The organism is uncultured Sphingomonas sp., assembly GCF_937859915.1.
In the GTDB taxonomy this organism is placed as follows: Bacteria; Pseudomonadota; Alphaproteobacteria; order Sphingomonadales; family Sphingomonadaceae; genus Solisphingomonas.
This window is the reverse complement of the sequence record NZ_CALMAW010000007.1, coordinates 38,740-55,322: the sequence shown is the minus strand read 5'-3', so window position 1 is coordinate 55,322 and position 16,583 is coordinate 38,740. Positions and strand designations below refer to the sequence as shown.

13 protein-coding genes and 2 pseudogenes are annotated in these 16,583 nt (G+C 70.0%); 8 read left to right on the top strand and 7 right to left on the bottom strand.

The genetic code is table 11. The features are described from left to right. Positions 1–119, bottom strand: a pseudogene (locus Q0326_RS00950) (alpha-L-arabinofuranosidase C-terminal domain-containing protein); the annotation flags it as partial. Between Q0326_RS00950 and Q0326_RS00945 the strand changes: the two are divergent. The 5 genes and pseudogenes from Q0326_RS00945 to Q0326_RS00925 all read left to right on the top strand — a co-directional run. Further along, positions 76–2,310 (top strand): annotated as a pseudogene (locus tag Q0326_RS00945) (hydantoinase B/oxoprolinase family protein); the annotation flags it as partial. The pseudogenes Q0326_RS00950 and Q0326_RS00945 overlap by 44 nt on opposite strands. Continuing rightward, entirely contained in the window at positions 2,310–2,969 is a 660-nt protein-coding gene (locus Q0326_RS00940; protein WP_298686131.1) for a DUF969 family protein, read from the top strand. The pseudogene Q0326_RS00945 and the gene Q0326_RS00940, both read left to right, overlap by 1 nt. After that, entirely contained in the window at positions 2,966–3,877 is a 912-nt protein-coding gene (locus Q0326_RS00935) for a DUF979 domain-containing protein (RefSeq protein WP_298686129.1), read from the top strand. The genes Q0326_RS00940 and Q0326_RS00935 overlap by 4 nt, the downstream gene beginning before the upstream one ends. Then, on the top strand, positions 3,874–4,875 hold the full coding sequence (locus Q0326_RS00930; RefSeq protein WP_298686127.1) for a DUF2891 domain-containing protein: 1,002 nt from the start codon (positions 3,874–3,876) through the stop codon (positions 4,873–4,875). Before Q0326_RS00935 ends, Q0326_RS00930 begins: the two co-directional genes overlap by 4 nt. An 82-nt stretch (positions 4,876–4,957) precedes the next feature. Next, positions 4,958–7,441: an ATP-binding protein gene (locus Q0326_RS00925; protein WP_298686125.1), complete on the top strand. Its 2,484-nt coding sequence runs from the start codon at positions 4,958–4,960 to the stop codon at positions 7,439–7,441. 169 nt (positions 7,442–7,610) lie between these two features. On the opposite strand, the gene Q0326_RS00920 is transcribed toward Q0326_RS00925, so the two are convergent. From Q0326_RS00920 to Q0326_RS00895, 6 genes are all read right to left on the bottom strand, one after another. Continuing rightward, positions 7,611–10,196 (bottom strand): HWE histidine kinase domain-containing protein, encoded by a 2,586-nt coding sequence (locus tag Q0326_RS00920; RefSeq protein WP_298686123.1) that lies wholly within the window; start codon positions 10,194–10,196, stop codon positions 7,611–7,613. Positions 10,197–10,352: 156 nt separating this feature from the next. Further along, positions 10,353–10,997: a glutathione S-transferase N-terminal domain-containing protein gene (locus Q0326_RS00915; RefSeq protein ID WP_298686121.1), complete on the bottom strand. Its 645-nt coding sequence runs from the start codon at positions 10,995–10,997 to the stop codon at positions 10,353–10,355. Beyond that, positions 10,994–11,443 (bottom strand): cupin domain-containing protein, encoded by a 450-nt coding sequence (locus Q0326_RS00910; RefSeq protein WP_298686119.1) that lies wholly within the window; start codon positions 11,441–11,443, stop codon positions 10,994–10,996. The genes Q0326_RS00915 and Q0326_RS00910 overlap by 4 nt, the downstream gene beginning before the upstream one ends. Before the next feature lie 13 nt (positions 11,444–11,456). Then, positions 11,457–12,506 carry a hypothetical protein gene (locus Q0326_RS00905; RefSeq protein WP_298686117.1) on the bottom strand — a complete coding sequence of 350 codons (1,050 nt, stop codon included), beginning with the start codon at positions 12,504–12,506 and terminating at the stop codon, positions 11,457–11,459. Between the two features lie 14 nt (positions 12,507–12,520). Next, on the bottom strand, positions 12,521–13,684 hold the full coding sequence (locus tag Q0326_RS00900; RefSeq protein WP_298686115.1) for a sulfotransferase: 1,164 nt from the start codon (positions 13,682–13,684) through the stop codon (positions 12,521–12,523). A 113-nt stretch (positions 13,685–13,797) separates the two neighbouring features. Continuing rightward, positions 13,798–14,685 carry an AraC family transcriptional regulator gene (locus Q0326_RS00895; protein ID WP_298686113.1) on the bottom strand — a complete coding sequence of 296 codons (888 nt, stop codon included), beginning with the start codon at positions 14,683–14,685 and terminating at the stop codon, positions 13,798–13,800. Positions 14,686–14,903: 218 nt separating this feature from the next. Here Q0326_RS00895 and Q0326_RS00890 point away from each other — a divergent pair, with 218 nt between their 5' ends. Genes Q0326_RS00890 through Q0326_RS00880 form a run of 3 tightly spaced genes read left to right on the top strand, consistent with a single transcriptional unit; the run spans position 14,904 to position 16,579 of the window. Further along, on the top strand, positions 14,904–15,770 hold the full coding sequence (locus Q0326_RS00890; protein ID WP_298686111.1) for an STAS domain-containing protein: 867 nt from the start codon (positions 14,904–14,906) through the stop codon (positions 15,768–15,770). A gap of 4 nt (positions 15,771–15,774) precedes the next feature. After that, complete coding sequence (locus Q0326_RS00885) at positions 15,775–16,194, top strand: STAS domain-containing protein (RefSeq protein WP_298686109.1); 420 nt, start codon at positions 15,775–15,777, stop codon at positions 16,192–16,194. Further along, on the top strand, positions 16,175–16,579 hold the full coding sequence (locus Q0326_RS00880) for an ATP-binding protein (RefSeq protein WP_298686106.1): 405 nt from the start codon (positions 16,175–16,177) through the stop codon (positions 16,577–16,579). The genes Q0326_RS00885 and Q0326_RS00880 overlap by 20 nt, the downstream gene beginning before the upstream one ends. Positions 16,580–16,583: the final 4 nt, after the last annotated feature.

The window sequence follows — 16,583 nt, the reverse complement described above, 5'->3', positions numbered from 1 at the left end:
GTCACGGTCATCGTCCCGCCCGTCACCTGCGCGCCCGTAAATGGCTGCGGCGTCACCACGTTCGGCGCGTCGAAGCTGTTGTGCGCGTCCATCGCGGTGCCGGTGATGATCCGCCCGCTCGCCGGCGTGCGCTCCGCCTACGGCATGGGGCTCGCGGATCGCCGGGCGCTGCGCGAACAGACGCTGGCGCAGCCGATCGACGACGCCACCGCGCTGGCCGCAGCGGCCCAGGCGCTCGGCGAACAGGCGCGCACCGCGCTCGCCGCCGAGGGGCTCGACCCCGCCGCGATCCGCGTCGAGACGCGCGCGCATCTGCGCTACGTCGGCACCGATCATCTGATCGACGTCGCGCTCGACACGGCGGACGCGATGCGCGCCGTGTTCGAGGCGGCGCACCGCGCGCGCTTCGGCTTTGCCGGCAGCGCCGGGCTGATCGTCGAGCGGCTCGGCGCCGAGGCGATCGTCGCGACCCCCGCGATCGACCTGCCGCCGCCCGCCACCCGCAGCGCACCGCCGGTCGGCGAGGCCGAGACGTTCATGGCGGGTGCGACGCACCGCGCGCCCGTCCACCAGCGCGAGGGCATCGCGCCCGGCGACCGCATCGCCGGCCCCGCGATCATCGTCGACGCCAACGCCACCACCGTGATCGAGCCCGGCTGGCAGGCGACCGCCGACGCGCAGGGCAATCTGCTGCTCCGCCGTCACGTCCCCCTGCAGGACGCGGCGGGCGGCGGCTGCGAGGTCGATCCGGTGCGGCTCGAGATCTTCTCGGGGCTGTTCATGGGGCTCGCCGAGGAGATGGGCGCGGCGCTCCAGCATTCGGCCTCGTCGGTCAACATCCGCGAGCGGCTCGACTTCTCCTGCGCGCTGTTCGACGCCGACGGCCATCTGATCGCCAACGCGCCGCACATCCCGGTGCATCTCGGCTCGATGGGCGAGAGCATCCGCACCATCCGGACGCGACGCGGGGCGGGGGCCGATGGGCGCGGCATCCGGCCGGGCGACGTCTATGCGCTCAACGCGCCCTATGACGGCGGCACGCATCTGCCCGACATCACGGTGATCATGCCGGTCTTCGCCGGAAGCGACACACCGTCCTTCTTCGTCGCCGCGCGCGGTCACCATGCCGACATCGGCGGCACCAGCCCCGGCTCGATGCCCTCGGACAGCCGCAGCGTCGAGGAGGAGGGGGTGGTGATCGACAATCTGCTGCTGGTCGACGCCGGCGCCTTCCGTGAGGATGCGGTGCGCGACCTGCTCGGCTCGGGGCCCTATCCGTCGCGCGCGGTCGACATGAATATCGCCGACCTCAAGGCGCAGGTCGCCGCCTGTGCGCGGGGGGCGCAAGGGTTGCTGCGACTGTGCGCGGATCGCGGCGGCGACGTCGTCGCGGCCTATATGCGCCACGTCCAGGATCATGCCGAGGTGGCGGTGCGCGCGCTGATCGGCCGGCTGACGGGCGGTAGCTTCTCCTATGAGATGGATTCGGGCGCGGTGATCCGCGTCGCGGTCTCGGTCGATGCGGCGGCGGGCAGCGCGCTGGTCGACTTCACCGGCACCAGCGACCAGCAGCCGAGCAATTTCAACGCGCCGCGATCGGTGGTGCGCGCCGCGGTGCTCTATGTGATGCGCACGCTGCTCGACGAGGCGGTGCCGCTCAACGACGGCTGCCTGGCGCCGGTGACGATCGTCATCCCCGAGGGCTCGATGCTCAGCCCGCGCTATCCGGCCGCCGTGGTGGCGGGCAATGTCGAGGTCAGCCAGGTGATCACCGACGCGCTGTTCGGGGCGCTGGGCGCAATGGCGGGCGCGCAAGGGACGATGAACAATTTCACCTTCGGCGACGCGACGCACCAATATTATGAGACGATCGCGGGCGGATCGGGCGCGGGGCCGGGCTTCGACGGCGCCGACGTCGTGCAGACGCACATGACCAACAGCCGGATGACCGACCCCGAGGTGCTCGAGACGCGCTTCCCGGTGCTCGTCGAGCGCTTCGCGATCCGCCGCGGCTCGGGCGGGGCGGGGGCGTCGCACGGCGGGGACGGCGCCGAGCGGCGGATCCGTTTTCTGGCGCCGATGCGCGCCGCGATCCTGGCGAACCGCCGCCGCGTGCCCCCGTTCGGGCTGGCGGGCGGCGCGCCGGGCGGGCTGGGCGCGACCTCGGTCGAGCGCGTCGACGGCCGCATCGAGACGCTGGGCGCGACCGCCTCGGTCGAGATGGCGGCGGGCGATGTGTTCGTGATCGAGACGCCCGGCGGCGGCGGATACGGCCCGTCGCCGGACGGCGACATACGGACGCCGCGCTGATGCTCGTGCTGGCTGGAATCGTCGTGATCGTCGCGGGCTTTCTGCTGCGCTTCAATCCGCTGCTTGTCGTGATCGTGTCGGCGGCGGTGACCGGGCTGGCCGCGGGCATGACGCCGCTCGCGATCCTCGCCGCCTTCGGCAAGGCGTACAATGCCAACCGCTATGTGACCGTCATCTATCTGGTGCTGCCCGTCGTCGGCCTGCTCGAGCGCCACGGCCTGCAGCAGCGCGCGCGCGCTGTCGTCGCAGGGATGCGCGGCGCGACGGTCGGGCGGCTGCTGCTCGGCTATCTGCTGCTGCGCCAGATCACCGCGGCGCTCGGGCTGATCTCGATCGCGGGGCCGGCGCAGACGGTGCGGCCGCTGCTCGGCCCGATGGCGGTCGCCGCCGCAGAGGCGCAAGCCGGCCCCGCCGCCGAGGGTGACGAGCGCATCCCCGCGCTTGCCGCGGCGACCGACAATATCGGGCTGTTCTTCGGCGAGGACATCTTCATCGCGCTGGGCTCGATCCTGCTGATGAAGGGCGTGCTCGCGGGCTACGGCATCGAGCTGATGCCGTTCCAGCTCTCGGTCTGGGCGATCCCGAGCGCGGTCGCGGCATTCCTGATCCATGGCACGCGGTTGCTGTGGCTCGACCGGAAACTGGGGCGGCGGCGGTGATCGGTCTGGGCGCGGTCTATGCCGTGGCGGGGACGATGTTCCTGCTGTTCGCGGCACTCAGCCTGCGCGCGCGCCGCCTCGGCCATGCCGGCTTCTACGCGCTGCTCGCGACGAGCTTCCTCGCCGGCGACCGGATCGGCGACATCGGCAACGGCGTGCTGGTGCTGGGACTCGTCGGCATCGCGGCGTCGGGATTGCTTACGCGCGTCTCGCCGCCCGAGGGGGAGGCGTCACACCCGCGCGGCAACGCGATCTTCCTGGCGGCGCTGGTGATCCCCGCGACCGCGCTGCTCGGCACGCTCGCATTCCGCGCGCTGCCCGTTCTGGTCGATCCCAAGCAGGCGACGCTCGTCTCGCTGACGCTGGGCGTGCTCGCCGCGCTCGCCGTCGGCTATGCCTGGCTGCGACCCCGCCCCGCGGCCCCGTTCGTCGAGGGGCTGCGGCTGATGGACACGATCGGCTGGGCGGCGGTGCTGCCGCAGATGCTCGCCAGCCTCGGCGCGGTGTTCGCGGTGGCGGGGGTCGGCGACGTCGTCGGCAAGCTCGTCGGTGGCGCGATCCCGCAGGGCAGTCTGTTCGGCGCGGTGCTCGCCTATGCGGCGGGGATGACCTTGTTCACGATGGTGATGGGCAATGCCTTCGCCGCCTTCCCGGTGATGATCGCGGGCGTCGGCCTGCCGCTGCTGATCCGCGCGCACCACGGCGATCCCGCGGTGGTCGCCGCGGTCGGCATGCTCGCCGGCTTCTGCGGGACGCTGATGACGCCGATGGCCGCCAATTTCAATCTCGTGCCGGCCGCGCTGCTGGGTCTCAGCGACCGCAACGCGGTGATCCGCCAGCAGGTCGCGACCGCGCTGCCGCTGCTCGGCGTGAACATCGCGCTGCTCTATCTGTTCGGCTTCGCATGATCCTCGACCAGACCACCCTCGACCAGACCATGGCGGCGCGCTTCGCCGCCTCCACGCTCGGCCATGTCGGCCGCGAATATCCCAATGTCGAGTTCCGCACATTGCTCGGCCCCGAGGATCTGGCGACGCCGTCGACGCTCCACCCGATCTTCTACGGCAGCTATGACTGGCACAGCTGCGTGCACGGCTGGTGGCAGCTGCTGCGGCTCGCGCGGCTGTTCCCCGCCATGCCCGAGGCTGCGCAGATTCGGGCCCGCGCCGATGCGCTCTTCGTCGCCGACAAGGTCGCGGGCGAACGCGCCTTTCTCGATCGCCCCGGCACCGCCGGGTTCGAGCGGCCCTATGGCTGGGCGTGGCTGCTCGCGCTGCACGACGAGGCGGCGCGGCATGACGCGGACTGGGCCAACGCGCTGGCGCCGCTCGCCGAGGCCTTCGCCGCGCGCTTTCGCGCGCATCTGCCCAAGCTCACCTATCCGATCCGCGTCGGCACGCATTTTAACAGCAGCTTTGCGCTGGTGCTCGCGCGCGACTGGGCGGCGACGCGCGACCCGGCGCTGCTGGCGCTGATCGACGCGTGCGCGCACACATGGTTCGCCGGGGATCGCGGCAGTCAGGCGTGGGAGCCGGGTGGCGACGAATTTCTGTCCCCCGCGCTCACCGAGGCGCTGCTGATGAGCCGGGTGCTGCCTTCGGCGGAATTCGCGGCCTGGTTCGACGGCTTCCTGCCCGGCACCCTGCACCGCGACCCCGCGACGCTGTTCACGCCCGCCACCGTGTCCGACCGGTCCGACGGCAAGATCGCGCATCTCGACGGGCTCAACCTCAGCCGCGCCTGGTGCTGGCGGTCGCTCGCGGCAGCACATCCGGCGATCGCGCCGATTGCCGAGGCGGCGGCCGCCGCGCATCTCGCCGCCGCGCTGCCGCATCTCGCCGACGACTATATGGGCGAGCATTGGCTGGCGAGCTTCGCGCTGCTCGCGCTGGCGCCTGAACCATGAAACCTTCGCGGCGATGGCGCATTCGGGGCATCTGATATAGTCGCCGGCCGAGCGGCCAGAAGATGACGGGCACCCGACACGCATGAACGACACCAGCCCGCAGGATGCCGAGGCGCGTCGCCTCGAGGCGCTGTACCGCTACGACATCCTCGACACCCCGCGCGAGGCGATGTTCGACGACGTCGCCCAGCTCGCCGCCGACATCTGCGGCGCGCCGATCGGCGTGGTCAATCTGATCGCCGAGGGGCGGCAGTTCTTCAAGGCCGAGGTCGGGCTGGGCGTGCGCGAGACGCCGCTCGAGACGTCCTTCTGCGCCAAGGCGATCCTCGAGGACGAGTTCATGCTCGTCCCCGACGCGACCGCCGATCCGCGCTTCGCCTGCAATCCGCTGGTGACGAGCGACTCCGGGCTGCGCTTCTATGCGGGCGCGCTGCTCAAGACGCGCGAGGGTCATGCGATCGGCACATTGTGCGTGCTCGACACGGCGCCCAAGCAGCTCACCGAACTGCAGCAGCGCACGTTGAAGGTGCTCGCCCGCCAGGTGATGGCGCAGCTCGACCTGCGGATGGCGGCCCGCCTGCGCGGCGAGCGCGACGATCGTTATCGCACCCTGTTCGATTCGATGGACGAGGGCTTCTGCATCATCGAGTTCGTCGACGGACCGCATGGCCCGCTCAGCGACTATGTCCATGTCGAGGCCAATGCCGCCTATGCGCGCAACGCCGGCATCCCCGATGTCGTCGGGCAGAAGGTGCGCGACATGGTGCCCGCCGAGGCCGACGACTGGGTCGCGCGCTACGGCAGCGTGCTCGCCACCGGCACGCCGATCCGCTTCGAGCGCGAGCTCGAGGCGACCGGCCGCTATCTGTCGCTCTCCGCCTTCCGGATCGAGCCGGCGAGCCGCCGCCAGGTCGCGGTGCTGTTCCAGGACATCACCCCGCGGCGTCGTGCCGAACTCGCGCTGGTCCGGCTCAACGCGACGCTCGAGACGCGCGTCGCCGAGACGCTGGCGGAGCGCAAGCTGCTCGCCGACATCGTCGAGGGCACCGATGCGTTCGTGCATGTCCTCGACACCCGCTATCGCTGGCTGGCGATCAACGGGGCGGCGGCGCGCGAGTTCGAGCGGTTGTTCGGCGTCGCGCCGCAGGTCGGCGACTGTCTGCTCGATCTGCTCGTCGACCAGCCCGAGAGCCTGGTCGCGATCCGCGACCGCTGGACGCGCGTGCTCGCCGGCGAGGAGTTCACCGAGATCGTCGAGCTCGGCGATCCGACACGCACGTCCGGCCAGTATGAGATCCGCGCGAGCATCCTGCGCGACGAGCAGGGCCGGCAGGTCGGTGCCTATCAATTCGCCTATGACGTCAGCGACCGGCTGCGCGAGCAGGCGCGGCTGCGCGACGCCGAGGACGGGCTGCGCCAGGCGCAGAAGATGGAGGCGGTCGGCCAGCTGACCGGCGGGCTGGCGCACGACTTCAACAATCTGCTCGCCGGGATCTCGGGCTCGTTCGAAATGGTCGGCATCCGCCTCGCGCAGGGTCGCACCGCCGACGTCGAGAAATATCTATCCGCGGGGCAGGGCGCGGCGCGGCGCGCGGCGGCGCTGACCCACCGGCTGCTCGCCTTCTCGCGGCGGCAGACGCTGTCGCCCAAGCCGGTGGTGGTCAACCGGCTGATGTCCGAGCTGGTCGAGCTGGTGCAGCGCACCGTCGGCCCGTCGATCGCGGTCGAGACCGCAGCGGCGGTCGGGCTGTGGCCGACGCTGGTCGACGCCAACCAGCTCGAAAATGCGATCCTCAACCTGTGCATCAACGCGCGCGACGCGATGCCCGACGGCGGCAAGATCACGATCGAGACGGGCAACAAGTGGCTCGACCAGCATGCCGCGGCCGAGCGCGGGCTCGACGTCGGCCAATATGTCACCGTCTGCGTCAGCGACACCGGCACCGGCATCGCCAAGGAGAATCTCAAGCGCGTCTTCGATCCCTTCTTCACCACCAAGCCGATCGGCGAGGGGACCGGGCTAGGCCTGTCGATGGTCTATGGCTTCGCGCGCCAGTCGAACGGGCATGTCCGCATCTATTCGGAGCTCGGCCAGGGCACGATGGTGTGCATCTATCTGCCGCGGCATGCCGGCGAGGCGGACGAGGCGGCCGAGCAGGATGCAGCGCCGACCGCCGCGGCGTCCGGTGCGGGCGAGACGGTGCTGATCGTCGACGACGAGCCGACCGTGCGGATGCTCGTCGCCGACGCGCTCGAGGAACGCGGCTATGCCTGCATCGAGGCGGCCGACGGCCCCGCGGGCCTGCGCATCCTCCAGAGCGGCGAGCGCATCGACCTGCTGATCACCGACGTCGGGCTGCCCGGCGGGCTCAACGGCCGCCAGGTCGCGGATGCGGCGCGGGTGCTGCGGCCGGGGCTGAAAGTGTTGTTCATCACCGGCTATGCCGAGAATGCGGTGCTCAACCACGGCCATATCGAGCGCGGCATGGAGGTGCTCACCAAGCCGTTCGCGGTCGACGATCTGGCGGTGCGGATCGAGCGGATGCTGCGGGACGGCGGCGGCTGATCATTCATCCCCCGGAGGGGGAGGGGGACCGCCGGCGCAGCCGGTGGTGGAGGGGTAGACCACGTCTCGACGGGACCGCAGGTAGCGGCGTCACGCCCGCCTCCGCCCCTCCACCCTTCGCTGCGCGAACGGTCCCCCTCCCCGTGCCGGGGAGGTGTTGATGCGGGCGCTAACCCTTCCCCCCCACGCCCTCGTGCATCCCCAGCAGCTCGTCCATCGCGCGCGCGACATTCTCGAGCATGTAGGGCTTCTGCACCACCGTCCGGCCGCGATGCTGCGGGGGGAGCTGCGCCTGCTCGCCATAGCCGGTCGCGAACAGGAACGGCACGTCGAGGCTCGCCAGCCGGTCGGCGATCGCGAAGCTGGTGCTGTCGCCGAGATTGATGTCGAGCATCGCCACCGACGGGCGGGTCTCCTCGATCAGGTCGAGCGCGCCTTCGATCGTCGCCGCGGTCGAGACGGTCGCGGCACCGAGCCGGCCAACGATGTCCTCGGCGTCGAGCGCGATGATCAGGCTGTCCTCGACGAGCAGGACGTCGCGGCCCGCCAGCATCTGGTGCGGTGCCGGCTGGGGATGGCCGGGCGAGGAGCGCGGATAGCGGATTGCGGCGGCAGCGGCGCCCGGCTTGGCGTCGGAGACGTGGCGGCCCGGGATGCGGAAGCGCGCCTCGACCCCCGAGGACTTGTAGGCGATCTCGGCCGCGCCGCCGAGATCATAGGGCACCGAACGATCGATGATCGTCGTCCCGAAGCCCTTTCGCGTCGGCGGGCTGACCGGCGGGCCGTCATATTCCTGCCAGCTGAGCACGAGATCATTGGCGGGATTGCGCTCCCAGCTGATCCGGACATGGCCGCCGGGCACCGACAGGCCGCCATATTTGGTCGAGTTGGTGACGAGTTCGTGGACGACCAGCGCCATCGTCGAATAGGCCTGCGGGTTGAGCATCACCGGCGTGCCCTCGGTGACGATCCGGTCGGGCTCGTCGAGGAAGGCGCCGGCCTCGGCGTCGATCAGCGCCTGCATCGGCGCCGGGCCCCAATGATCGTCGGTGATCTGGTTGTGCGCACGGGCGAGCGCGTGGATGCGGCCGTCGACCACCTTGACGAACTCGCGCACCGCATCGTCGGTCGGCTGCGACTGGCGGATCAGCCCGCGGATCACCCCGAGGATGTTGCGGACGCGGTGGTTGAGCTCGGCGATCAGCAGTTCCTGCCGCGCGCTTGCCTGCTGGCGCTCGCTCGAGGCCTCGTCGGCAAGGCGCAGCACGACCTCGATCAGCGTCGCGCGCAACGTCTTGGCGACACGCAGTTCGGACGCGGTGAACGGGCGGCTATGGCCTTCGACCAGCTCCTTCCACTCCGCAAAGCTTTCGCGCGGGCTCAGTCGCGGGCCGTTGGGGCCATAGTCGATCGGCTTGTGGGGATCGCCCGCCCACCGCACCGAACGCACCAGTTCGGCGCGGAACAGCACGACATAGTCGCGCGGCGAGCGCGAGATCGGGATCGCGAGCAGACCGGCGGCGGACGAGGCGAAGTCCTCCGCGCCCGGCACCAGCGAGGCGATATGGTCGGTCGCATAAACCTGGCCGGCCGCCGTCGTGTTGAGCGCGCGGATGATCTTGCGGAAATCCTCCTCGGGCGGCGTTGCGCCCGAAAAGGCGTGGTTGCCCGCGATCCACACGCCGACGCCGTCGGCCTCGATCGCGTTGGTCAGGATGTCGCCGAGCCAGTCGGGGTCCTTGAGCAGCATCTCGTTGGAGGCGACCGCGCCGAGCAGCTGGTCGGAAATGTCGCGCGCGCGGCGCTCGAACTCGACGGTCTCCTGGCGCTCGCGGCTTTCGAGCCGCATCGAGAACATCTGCGCGAACAGCTCGCTGACCGAGCGCCGCTCGAAGGTCGGGCAGCGCGGCGCATAATGGTGGCAGGCGAACAGCCCCCACAGCCTGCCCTCGACGATGATCGAGATCGACATCGACGCGCCGACGCCCATGTTGCGCAGATATTCGATGTGGATCGGCGACACCGAGCGCAGCATCGACAGCGACAGGTCGAGCGGCTGGCCGGCTTCGTCGCGCGCCGGCAGGATCGGCACAGGTGCGGCGTCGATGTCGGCGATGATCCGCAGCAGGTTGCGGCGATAGAGTTCGCGGGCCTGGGCGGGGATGTCGCTCGCCGGATAGCGCAGCCCCAGGAATTTGCCGATGCCGGCGCGGCATGCCTCGGCCACGACCTCGCCCGATCCGTCGCCGTGGAAGCGGTAGACCATCACGCGGTCGAAGCCGATCAGCGCGCGGACCTGGCGCGCGCCCTCGCGGAAGAAGGCGGGCATGTCCGGGCTGAGATCGAGCCGCGTGATCATCGAGCGGACCATGCCGGTCGCATCGCCATGTTCGCCCGAGGCGGGCTCCGCCTCGATCACGACCTGGCCGCCCGAGAAATGTACCGCGACGTCGAAACGCTTGTCGGTGCCGAGCAGGTCGAAGTCGAACAATCGCTCGACCGCGTCGGCGCCGCGCAGCATCGCGGTGCGGTTGCGCAGGTCGTGCACCGCCTTGGGCGGCAGCATCTCGGCGAGCGGGCGCCCGATCAGCGCCTCGGGCGCATGGCCCATGAAGGTGCCGACATTGGCCGAGGCGCGCGCGACGATCCAGTCCGAGGTCAGCGCGAGCAGGAACCCGATCGGCTGGATCGCGCCCAGGATGTGGATCGGCTCGCGATCGCAATTGGTCAAATCAACGCTGATCGTCTCGCCCACGCTTCGCCCGCCCTGAGAACATAGAAAGAATCCGGCCGTCCATTCCGACGGACGCGACCCTCTAAAGGAGGACAACGGCAGCGGCAATTCGGTCGCCGAACAACGTGCTAGCGCTGATCGCGTTCCCGCAACCGGCTTTTGGAGCCCGCGCCTGGATCAATCCGCCGCGGTCGCGGGCATCCAGACGGTCAGGCCGCGACGGACCGCGGGCCGCGCGGCGAGGCGGCGGTGCCAGGCCGCGATTGCCGGGAAGCCGGCAAGCCCGCCGACCTGCGCATGATATTGGTCGACCCAGGTCCAGCAGGCGATGTCGGCGATCGAATAGCCGTCGCACAGATAGGCGCGGCCGGTCAGCTGGCGCTCGAGCACGCCGTACAGCCGTGTCACCTCCTTGAGATAGCAATGCTTGGCATAGCTGGCGTCGCGCGGATCGCGGTCCGGTGCGGCGGCGACGCGGGTGAACCAGCTCAGCTGTCCCGCCATCGGCCCGAGCCCCGCCATCTGCCAGAACAGCCAGCTGTCGACGCGGCAGCGGCCGGCCTCGTCGGCGGGATAGAGCTGTCCGCTCCTGCGCCCGAGATATTGCAGGATCGCGCCCGACTCGAACAGCGTGACGTCGCCGTCGACCAGCGCGGGGATGCGGTTGTTGGGGCTGATCGCCAGGAAGTCCGGCCGGTGCTGCTCGCCCTTGAGGATGTCGACCGGCACGATCTCATAGGGCAGCCCCATCTCCTCGAGCGCGATGCTGACCTTGCGGCCATTGGGCGTCGGGAAATAATAGAGCCGCATCGAGGCGGTCATCGCCGGATCGGCTCGAACGCGATCTCCATCTTGGGCTTGGCGACGAAACCGCAATCCGGGAAGGTCGAGACGTCCCACATGTCACGGCCGCCGATGTCGAAGAAGATGGCGGGTGCGTCGCTGCGGTTCTGGAGATGGTGGGCGTTGGCGTCGTCCATCCGGAAGGCGACGCAATCGCCAGGCCCCAGCACCTCCTCGCCGTCGTCGGTGACCAGCGTCAGTTCGCCCGACACGACGACGACGACCTCGTCGTTGGTGCGGTGCCAATGCCGCTGGGTCGACCAGCTGCCGGGTGCCAGCTCGACGCGGTTGACGCCGAACTGGGTCAGGCCGAATTGCCGGGTCAGCGACCAGCTCTTGCGGCCGCGGCAGGGGGCGTCGTGCGGCGGCGGATAGCGCGTGCCTAGGGTGCAGGCGTCGGGATCGAACAGGGCCTTCTTCATCATCCGTGTCCCATCCTCAACCGATCGTGGTGAGGCTCTCGTGGGTCGATCGCTCGACCATGCCATAGGCCTGCTGGCCGTCCCATTCGAACAGCGCGCCGCTCTGCTGGAGGTTGAGCCCGCCGATGTCGGGATTGCCGATCCGGAAGGTCGAGAGCGCGGTGCGGCCCGCGATCACGGTGCGGCCGAGTTCGGAGTCGAGCTCGACCGTGACGTCGTCGCCCTGCGCCACGATCCGGCGCAGGAAGGGCGCCTTGGCGATCTTCGCGGGGATCATCCGGCCGCCCTTGAACAGTATCGCGTCATTATAGCTGTAGGCGTCGCCGCTGCCCTCGCGCGGCGGATAGGCGATGCAGCCGAAGGCGTCGCCATTGGGGAACACCGCCGACAGCCAGCAATGGCCGAAGAAGCCGGTGAGGCTGCGGACACTCTGGCGGTGGATGCGCGTGCCGCGTCCGGAGAAGGCGAAGGTCTCGCCGCCGACCCTATAGCTGCCGGTTGCGAGGAAATGATGTTCGAGCCGGTAGCCGAGCCCCATTGCGGCGGCATTGGCCTGCTCGATCTCGCTCATCTGGCTGGTGTCGGTGGCATTGTCCTGCACCCAGGCGGGGGTCACCATCTCCATTTCGACGTCGAGCGCGACGTCGACCGTCGTCCCGCCCGCGCCGAAGCCGCCGTGGATCTGCTGCTCGACGCTGCCGTCGCGCGCGGGGCCGTGCCAGTGCATCGTCCAGCGCTGGAACGGCGCGACGCAGCGGAAGCGGATCGGGCCGGCGCCGAAGATGGTGGGCTCGCCGTCGGGGCCGGTCGGCGCATGCGCCGCGCCCATGCCCGCGCCGTTGAGCACGCGCCCGTCGGCGAAGGCGAAATTGCCCTGGACGCGGCGGTTGTCCCAACTGTGGCCCTCGGCCTCGATCCCCATGCGCGGGAAGGCGAAGCGGCCGGCATCGTCGAACAGCCAGACCGAGACGCTCTCGCGCATCTCGGGATCCTGTGGCGGCGCCGGCAGCACCAGATCCTGGTCCGGCGCGAGGCCGCCGGTCCATAGGGTGGTCGGGATCTCCATCTGCGTCCTCCTGCTTACGCGGTGGTCAGCACGCCGAAGCGCTCGTTGTAGAAGCGGAAGCGCTCGTGCAGCGCCGCCTCGCTCAGGCCGAAATCGGCCGGGTCGTAGCGATGATCGCCATGCTTCTCGCGCGGCGTCTGGTCGCGCCACCGCGTCATCCGCGCGCGCGCCTCGGGCGTGAAATCCTCGCCAAGGAAGGCGTAGAGCTGTTCGAGCGCGGGGAAGGGATCGCGCTGGAACGGCGCGAAATGGACGTCGAAGAAGCGATGATCCTGGCCTGCGTCGCGGAACGCGATCAGGCGGCGCATGCCGAGGTCCCAGACGTCGGCGTTGAGCCGCCCCATATACAGCTTGTCGACATCGTCCGAATAGGCGCTCGCCAGCTCGCAATAGAGGTCGGCGGCCGAGGGGATGACCCTGGCGACGTCGCGGTGCGTCATCCAGAAGCGCGCGTCGGGGAAGACCGTGTCGAGATCCTTGATGAAGACGACGTGCGACGGGTTCTTGAGCCGCCAGCGCGTCGGCGGGCATTTCCACTGTAGCAGCTTGAGCACGCGCTTGAGGAAGCGGTAGGTCGGCACGAGATCGGCTTCGGTGTTGAGCCAGGCGGCATAGCTCGGCACCTGCGCCTGCGCCTGGAAGATCTGGCTCTTGAAATCCATCGCCTGGAAGGTCTGGCATTCGGTCGGCCCGGTCGGGTCGCTCGGATACATCGTCTTCATGCGCGGGAAGCGCGCGTTGCGGCGCGCCAGCGACGCCCGCGCGATCTCGATCCGCGGGTCGGTGTCGGCGGTGGCGAGCTCGGGGGGCGGGCAGGGCGACGACGCCTCCCAGTTGCGCAGCGAGCGCGCCGCCGGATCCTGGCCGAGCAGGAAGCTCATCGCGGTCGATCCGGTGCGCGGCAGGCCGAGCCCGATCAAGGGTGCCACGATCTGCTGCTCGTCGATCTCGGGATGGCGCGCATACCAGTCCTCGACCTGCAGGCGCTGTGCGAGGAAATGGACGATCTGGCCCTGCTGCGCGGCGGCGCCCGCCTCGGTGAGCCGCGCCTCGCCGTTGAGCGCCGTCACCAGCCGCTCGAGCCCGTCGACGAAGGAGGGCTCGCCGAACTCGCTCAGCCCGGTCTGCGTGCAGGCATGCCCTATAAGCGTGTCCGAAGATTCAACCCGTCCCGCCATGTCTTCCCCGCACTGCCCGGCGTGATGATGATGGCCGCACGCCCCGCCCGGCAATGGCTTGCAGTGACGCGATCGCGCCAAAGTTGCGCGAGGCGGCCATGATGCGCGGGCCGTCAGTGGATGCGGGGCGATCCGCCGATGATCGCAGCGCCGCGCCCGATCCGCTCGCGGAAGGCGCGCGGCGTCTCGCCGGTGACGCGCCGGAACGCCGCCGAGAAGCTCGACGCCGAGCCGAAGCCGGTGGCGTGCGCGACGCGCTTGACGCTGTCCGCGCCGGCAAGCAGCCGCTTGGCCTGATCGACACGGTGGCCGGCGAGATAGGTGCCGATCGAGCAGCCGCGGCTGGCGCGAAAGCCGCGCGCGAGCTGGCGCACCGACAGGCCGCACAGCGCGGCGAGCTCGGCCAGCGACGGCGCCTCGGCTTGCTCGGCGAGCCGCTCGTCGATCCGCCGCAGCCGCCAGGGGGCAAGCCCGCCCGACGCACCCGTCTCGCCGAGCCCAAGAAAATGACGGCCGAGCTCGATCGCGACCTGCGCGGTCAACAGCTCGACCAGCGCGGCGCTGGCGAAGCCGGGATTGCGCACTTCCTCGCCGAGCCGGAAGACCAGCCGCCGGATCGTCGCGCTGCCGAGATCGAGGCCGCCCTGCAGCCGACCGTCGGTCCAGGCGAAGGCGTTGTCGAACCAGTCGCGCATGCCCGCCGGATCGAGCGCGCAGACGATCGAGGATTGCACCGGGCATTCGCTGCGGGCGTGTACCGTCCGGCCGGCGGGCAGCAGGAACAGCGCGCCGATCCGCTCGAAACGATGCGGCCCCCAATGATCCGGAAAGCAGCCGCGCGGCGCGCGTAGATGCGGCAGCAGCGACAGTTCGAGCCAGTGCCGGTCCGGCGTCCCGACGCTGTCGATCGGCTCGGGCCAGCTGGCGCGCACGGTGCAGACCCGGCCGAGGCTGGTCGCGACCTCGGCATCGACCTGGCGGGTCGCCTCGCTGTGCGGCATCGTCTCTCCTTCCGGTACCGGTCTCGGCCGGCATCGCGTCGCCGACGATGCTACCGCGACGCCGTGCCCGACGCCACCAAAGTCGTATCCCGGCCGCGGAGCTTCATCCGGAGGTACGAGTTTGATCGCAACTCGTTAAGGTGCCGCATGTTAGCGACAGTGCGGTTGCATGCGCCTCGCCGCCCGCTACAGAGAAGCGATCGTCTACAGGGGGAATTATGACTACGAACGGCGGCCTGGCGGCCCTGGCGCAGATCGTCGGCGCGAAGCAGAACGAGATCCTCGGCCGCTGGCGCGACCTGCTTGTCGCCACGGCGGGCGGCGCGGGCCGGATCAAGCCCGGCGAACTGCAGAAACAGTGCACCGATTTCCTCGCCGCCCTCGGCCCGGCGCTGAGCGCGGGCGCCAACAAGATCGACGACCCGGCCTTCGCCTCGGCGCGCGCGCTGCTCGACGAGGTCTCCAAGGCCCGCGCCAACCAGGGCTTCACCCCGTCCGAGACCGCGACCTTCGTCTTCTCGCTCAAGGAGCCTTTGTTCGAGCAGCTGCGCAACCATTATCCCGACGACGCCGCGCTGGTCGCGACCGCGGGCTGGGAAATGACGCAGGTGCTCGACCAGCTTGGGCTCTACACGATGGAAGTCTATCAGCGCAGCCGCGAGGAGGTGGTGCGCCGCCAGCAGGACGAGATCGCCGAGCTGTCGACCCCCGTCGTCAAGCTGTGGGAGGGCATTCTCGCTTTGCCGCTGATCGGCACGCTGGATTCCGCCCGCACCCAGGTGGTGATGGAGAATCTGCTCCAAGCGATCGTCGACCAGAGCGCGGATCTGGCGATCATCGACATCACCGGCGTGCCGACCGTCGACACGCTGGTCGCGCAGCATCTGCTCAAGACGATCGCCGCCGCCCGGCTGATGGGCGCGGACTGCATCGTCTCGGGCATCCGCCCCCAGATCGCGCAGACCATGGTGCATCTCGGCGTCGAGCTCGACGTGGTGTCGAAGGCGACGCTCGCCGATGCGCTCGCGCTTGCCTTCCAGCGCACCGGCCGCGCGGTCGTCCGCAGGCCGGTCGCGAAGGGCTGAGCGCATGGATCGCATCCCCATCCTCAAGCTCGGCCGGGCGCTGCTGGTCAGCATCCAGGTCGACATTCACGACCGGCTCGCCAAGGCGCTCGAGGAGGACCTCTCCGAACGGATCGTCGCGACCGGCGCGCGGGGCGTGATGATCGACATCTCAGGGCTCGAGATCGTCGACTCGTTCATGGGCCGGATGCTCGATAACATCGCCGCGGTGTCGCGGTTGCTCGATGCCGACACCGTCGTCGTCGGCATGCGGCCGGCGGTCGCGATCACGCTGGTCGAGCTCGGCCTGTCGCTGACCGGGGTGAAGACCGCGCTCAACGTCGAGCGCGGCATGATCCTCATCGGCAGCGGCGAGAGCGGCGAATATGCGGATCTCGATGGCGATGTCGCCCCGGAGGGCGGGGATGATCGCTACGAAGGATGACACGCTCGTCATCCAGCATTCGGACGACGTCGTCCGGGTCCGGCAGGCGGTGCGTGTCCAGGCGGTCGAAGCCGGGCTCGGGCTCGTCGACCAGACCAAGCTGGTGACGGCGGCGAGCGAACTCGCCCGCAACACGCTCGACTACGGCCTCGGCGGCACCGCGCGGATCGAGACCTTCACGCATACCGCGCGTCGCGGCGTCCGCCTGACCTTCGAGGACAATGGCCCCGGCATCCCCGATCTCGATCGCGCGCTGACCGACGGCTATACCACCGGCGGCGGGCTCGGCCTCGGCTTGAGCGGCGCGCGGCGGCTGTCCAACGAGTTCGACATCCATTCGGTCGTCGGCGAAGGCACGCGGATCACTATCGCGCGGTGGAAATGATGCG

Coding starts and splice junctions, on each gene's coding strand:
- Q0326_RS00925 (WP_298686125.1), top strand. CDS start 4,958: ATGAACGACACCAGCCCGCAGGATGCCGAGGCGCGTCGCCTCGAGGCG.
- Q0326_RS00880 (WP_298686106.1), top strand. CDS start 16,175: ATGATCGCTACGAAGGATGACACGCTCGTCATCCAGCATTCGGACGAC.
- Q0326_RS00910 (WP_298686119.1), bottom strand. CDS start 11,443: ATGATGAAGAAGGCCCTGTTCGATCCCGACGCCTGCACCCTAGGCACG.
- Q0326_RS00915 (WP_298686121.1), bottom strand. CDS start 10,997: ATGACCGCCTCGATGCGGCTCTATTATTTCCCGACGCCCAATGGCCGC.
- Q0326_RS00895 (WP_298686113.1), bottom strand. CDS start 14,685: ATGCCGCACAGCGAGGCGACCCGCCAGGTCGATGCCGAGGTCGCGACC.
- Q0326_RS00940 (WP_298686131.1), top strand. CDS start 2,310: ATGCTCGTGCTGGCTGGAATCGTCGTGATCGTCGCGGGCTTTCTGCTG.
- Q0326_RS00905 (WP_298686117.1), bottom strand. CDS start 12,506: ATGGAGATCCCGACCACCCTATGGACCGGCGGCCTCGCGCCGGACCAG.
- Q0326_RS00885 (WP_298686109.1), top strand. CDS start 15,775: ATGGATCGCATCCCCATCCTCAAGCTCGGCCGGGCGCTGCTGGTCAGC.
- Q0326_RS00900 (WP_298686115.1), bottom strand. CDS start 13,684: ATGGCGGGACGGGTTGAATCTTCGGACACGCTTATAGGGCATGCCTGC.
- Q0326_RS00930 (WP_298686127.1), top strand. CDS start 3,874: ATGATCCTCGACCAGACCACCCTCGACCAGACCATGGCGGCGCGCTTC.
- Q0326_RS00890 (WP_298686111.1), top strand. CDS start 14,904: ATGACTACGAACGGCGGCCTGGCGGCCCTGGCGCAGATCGTCGGCGCG.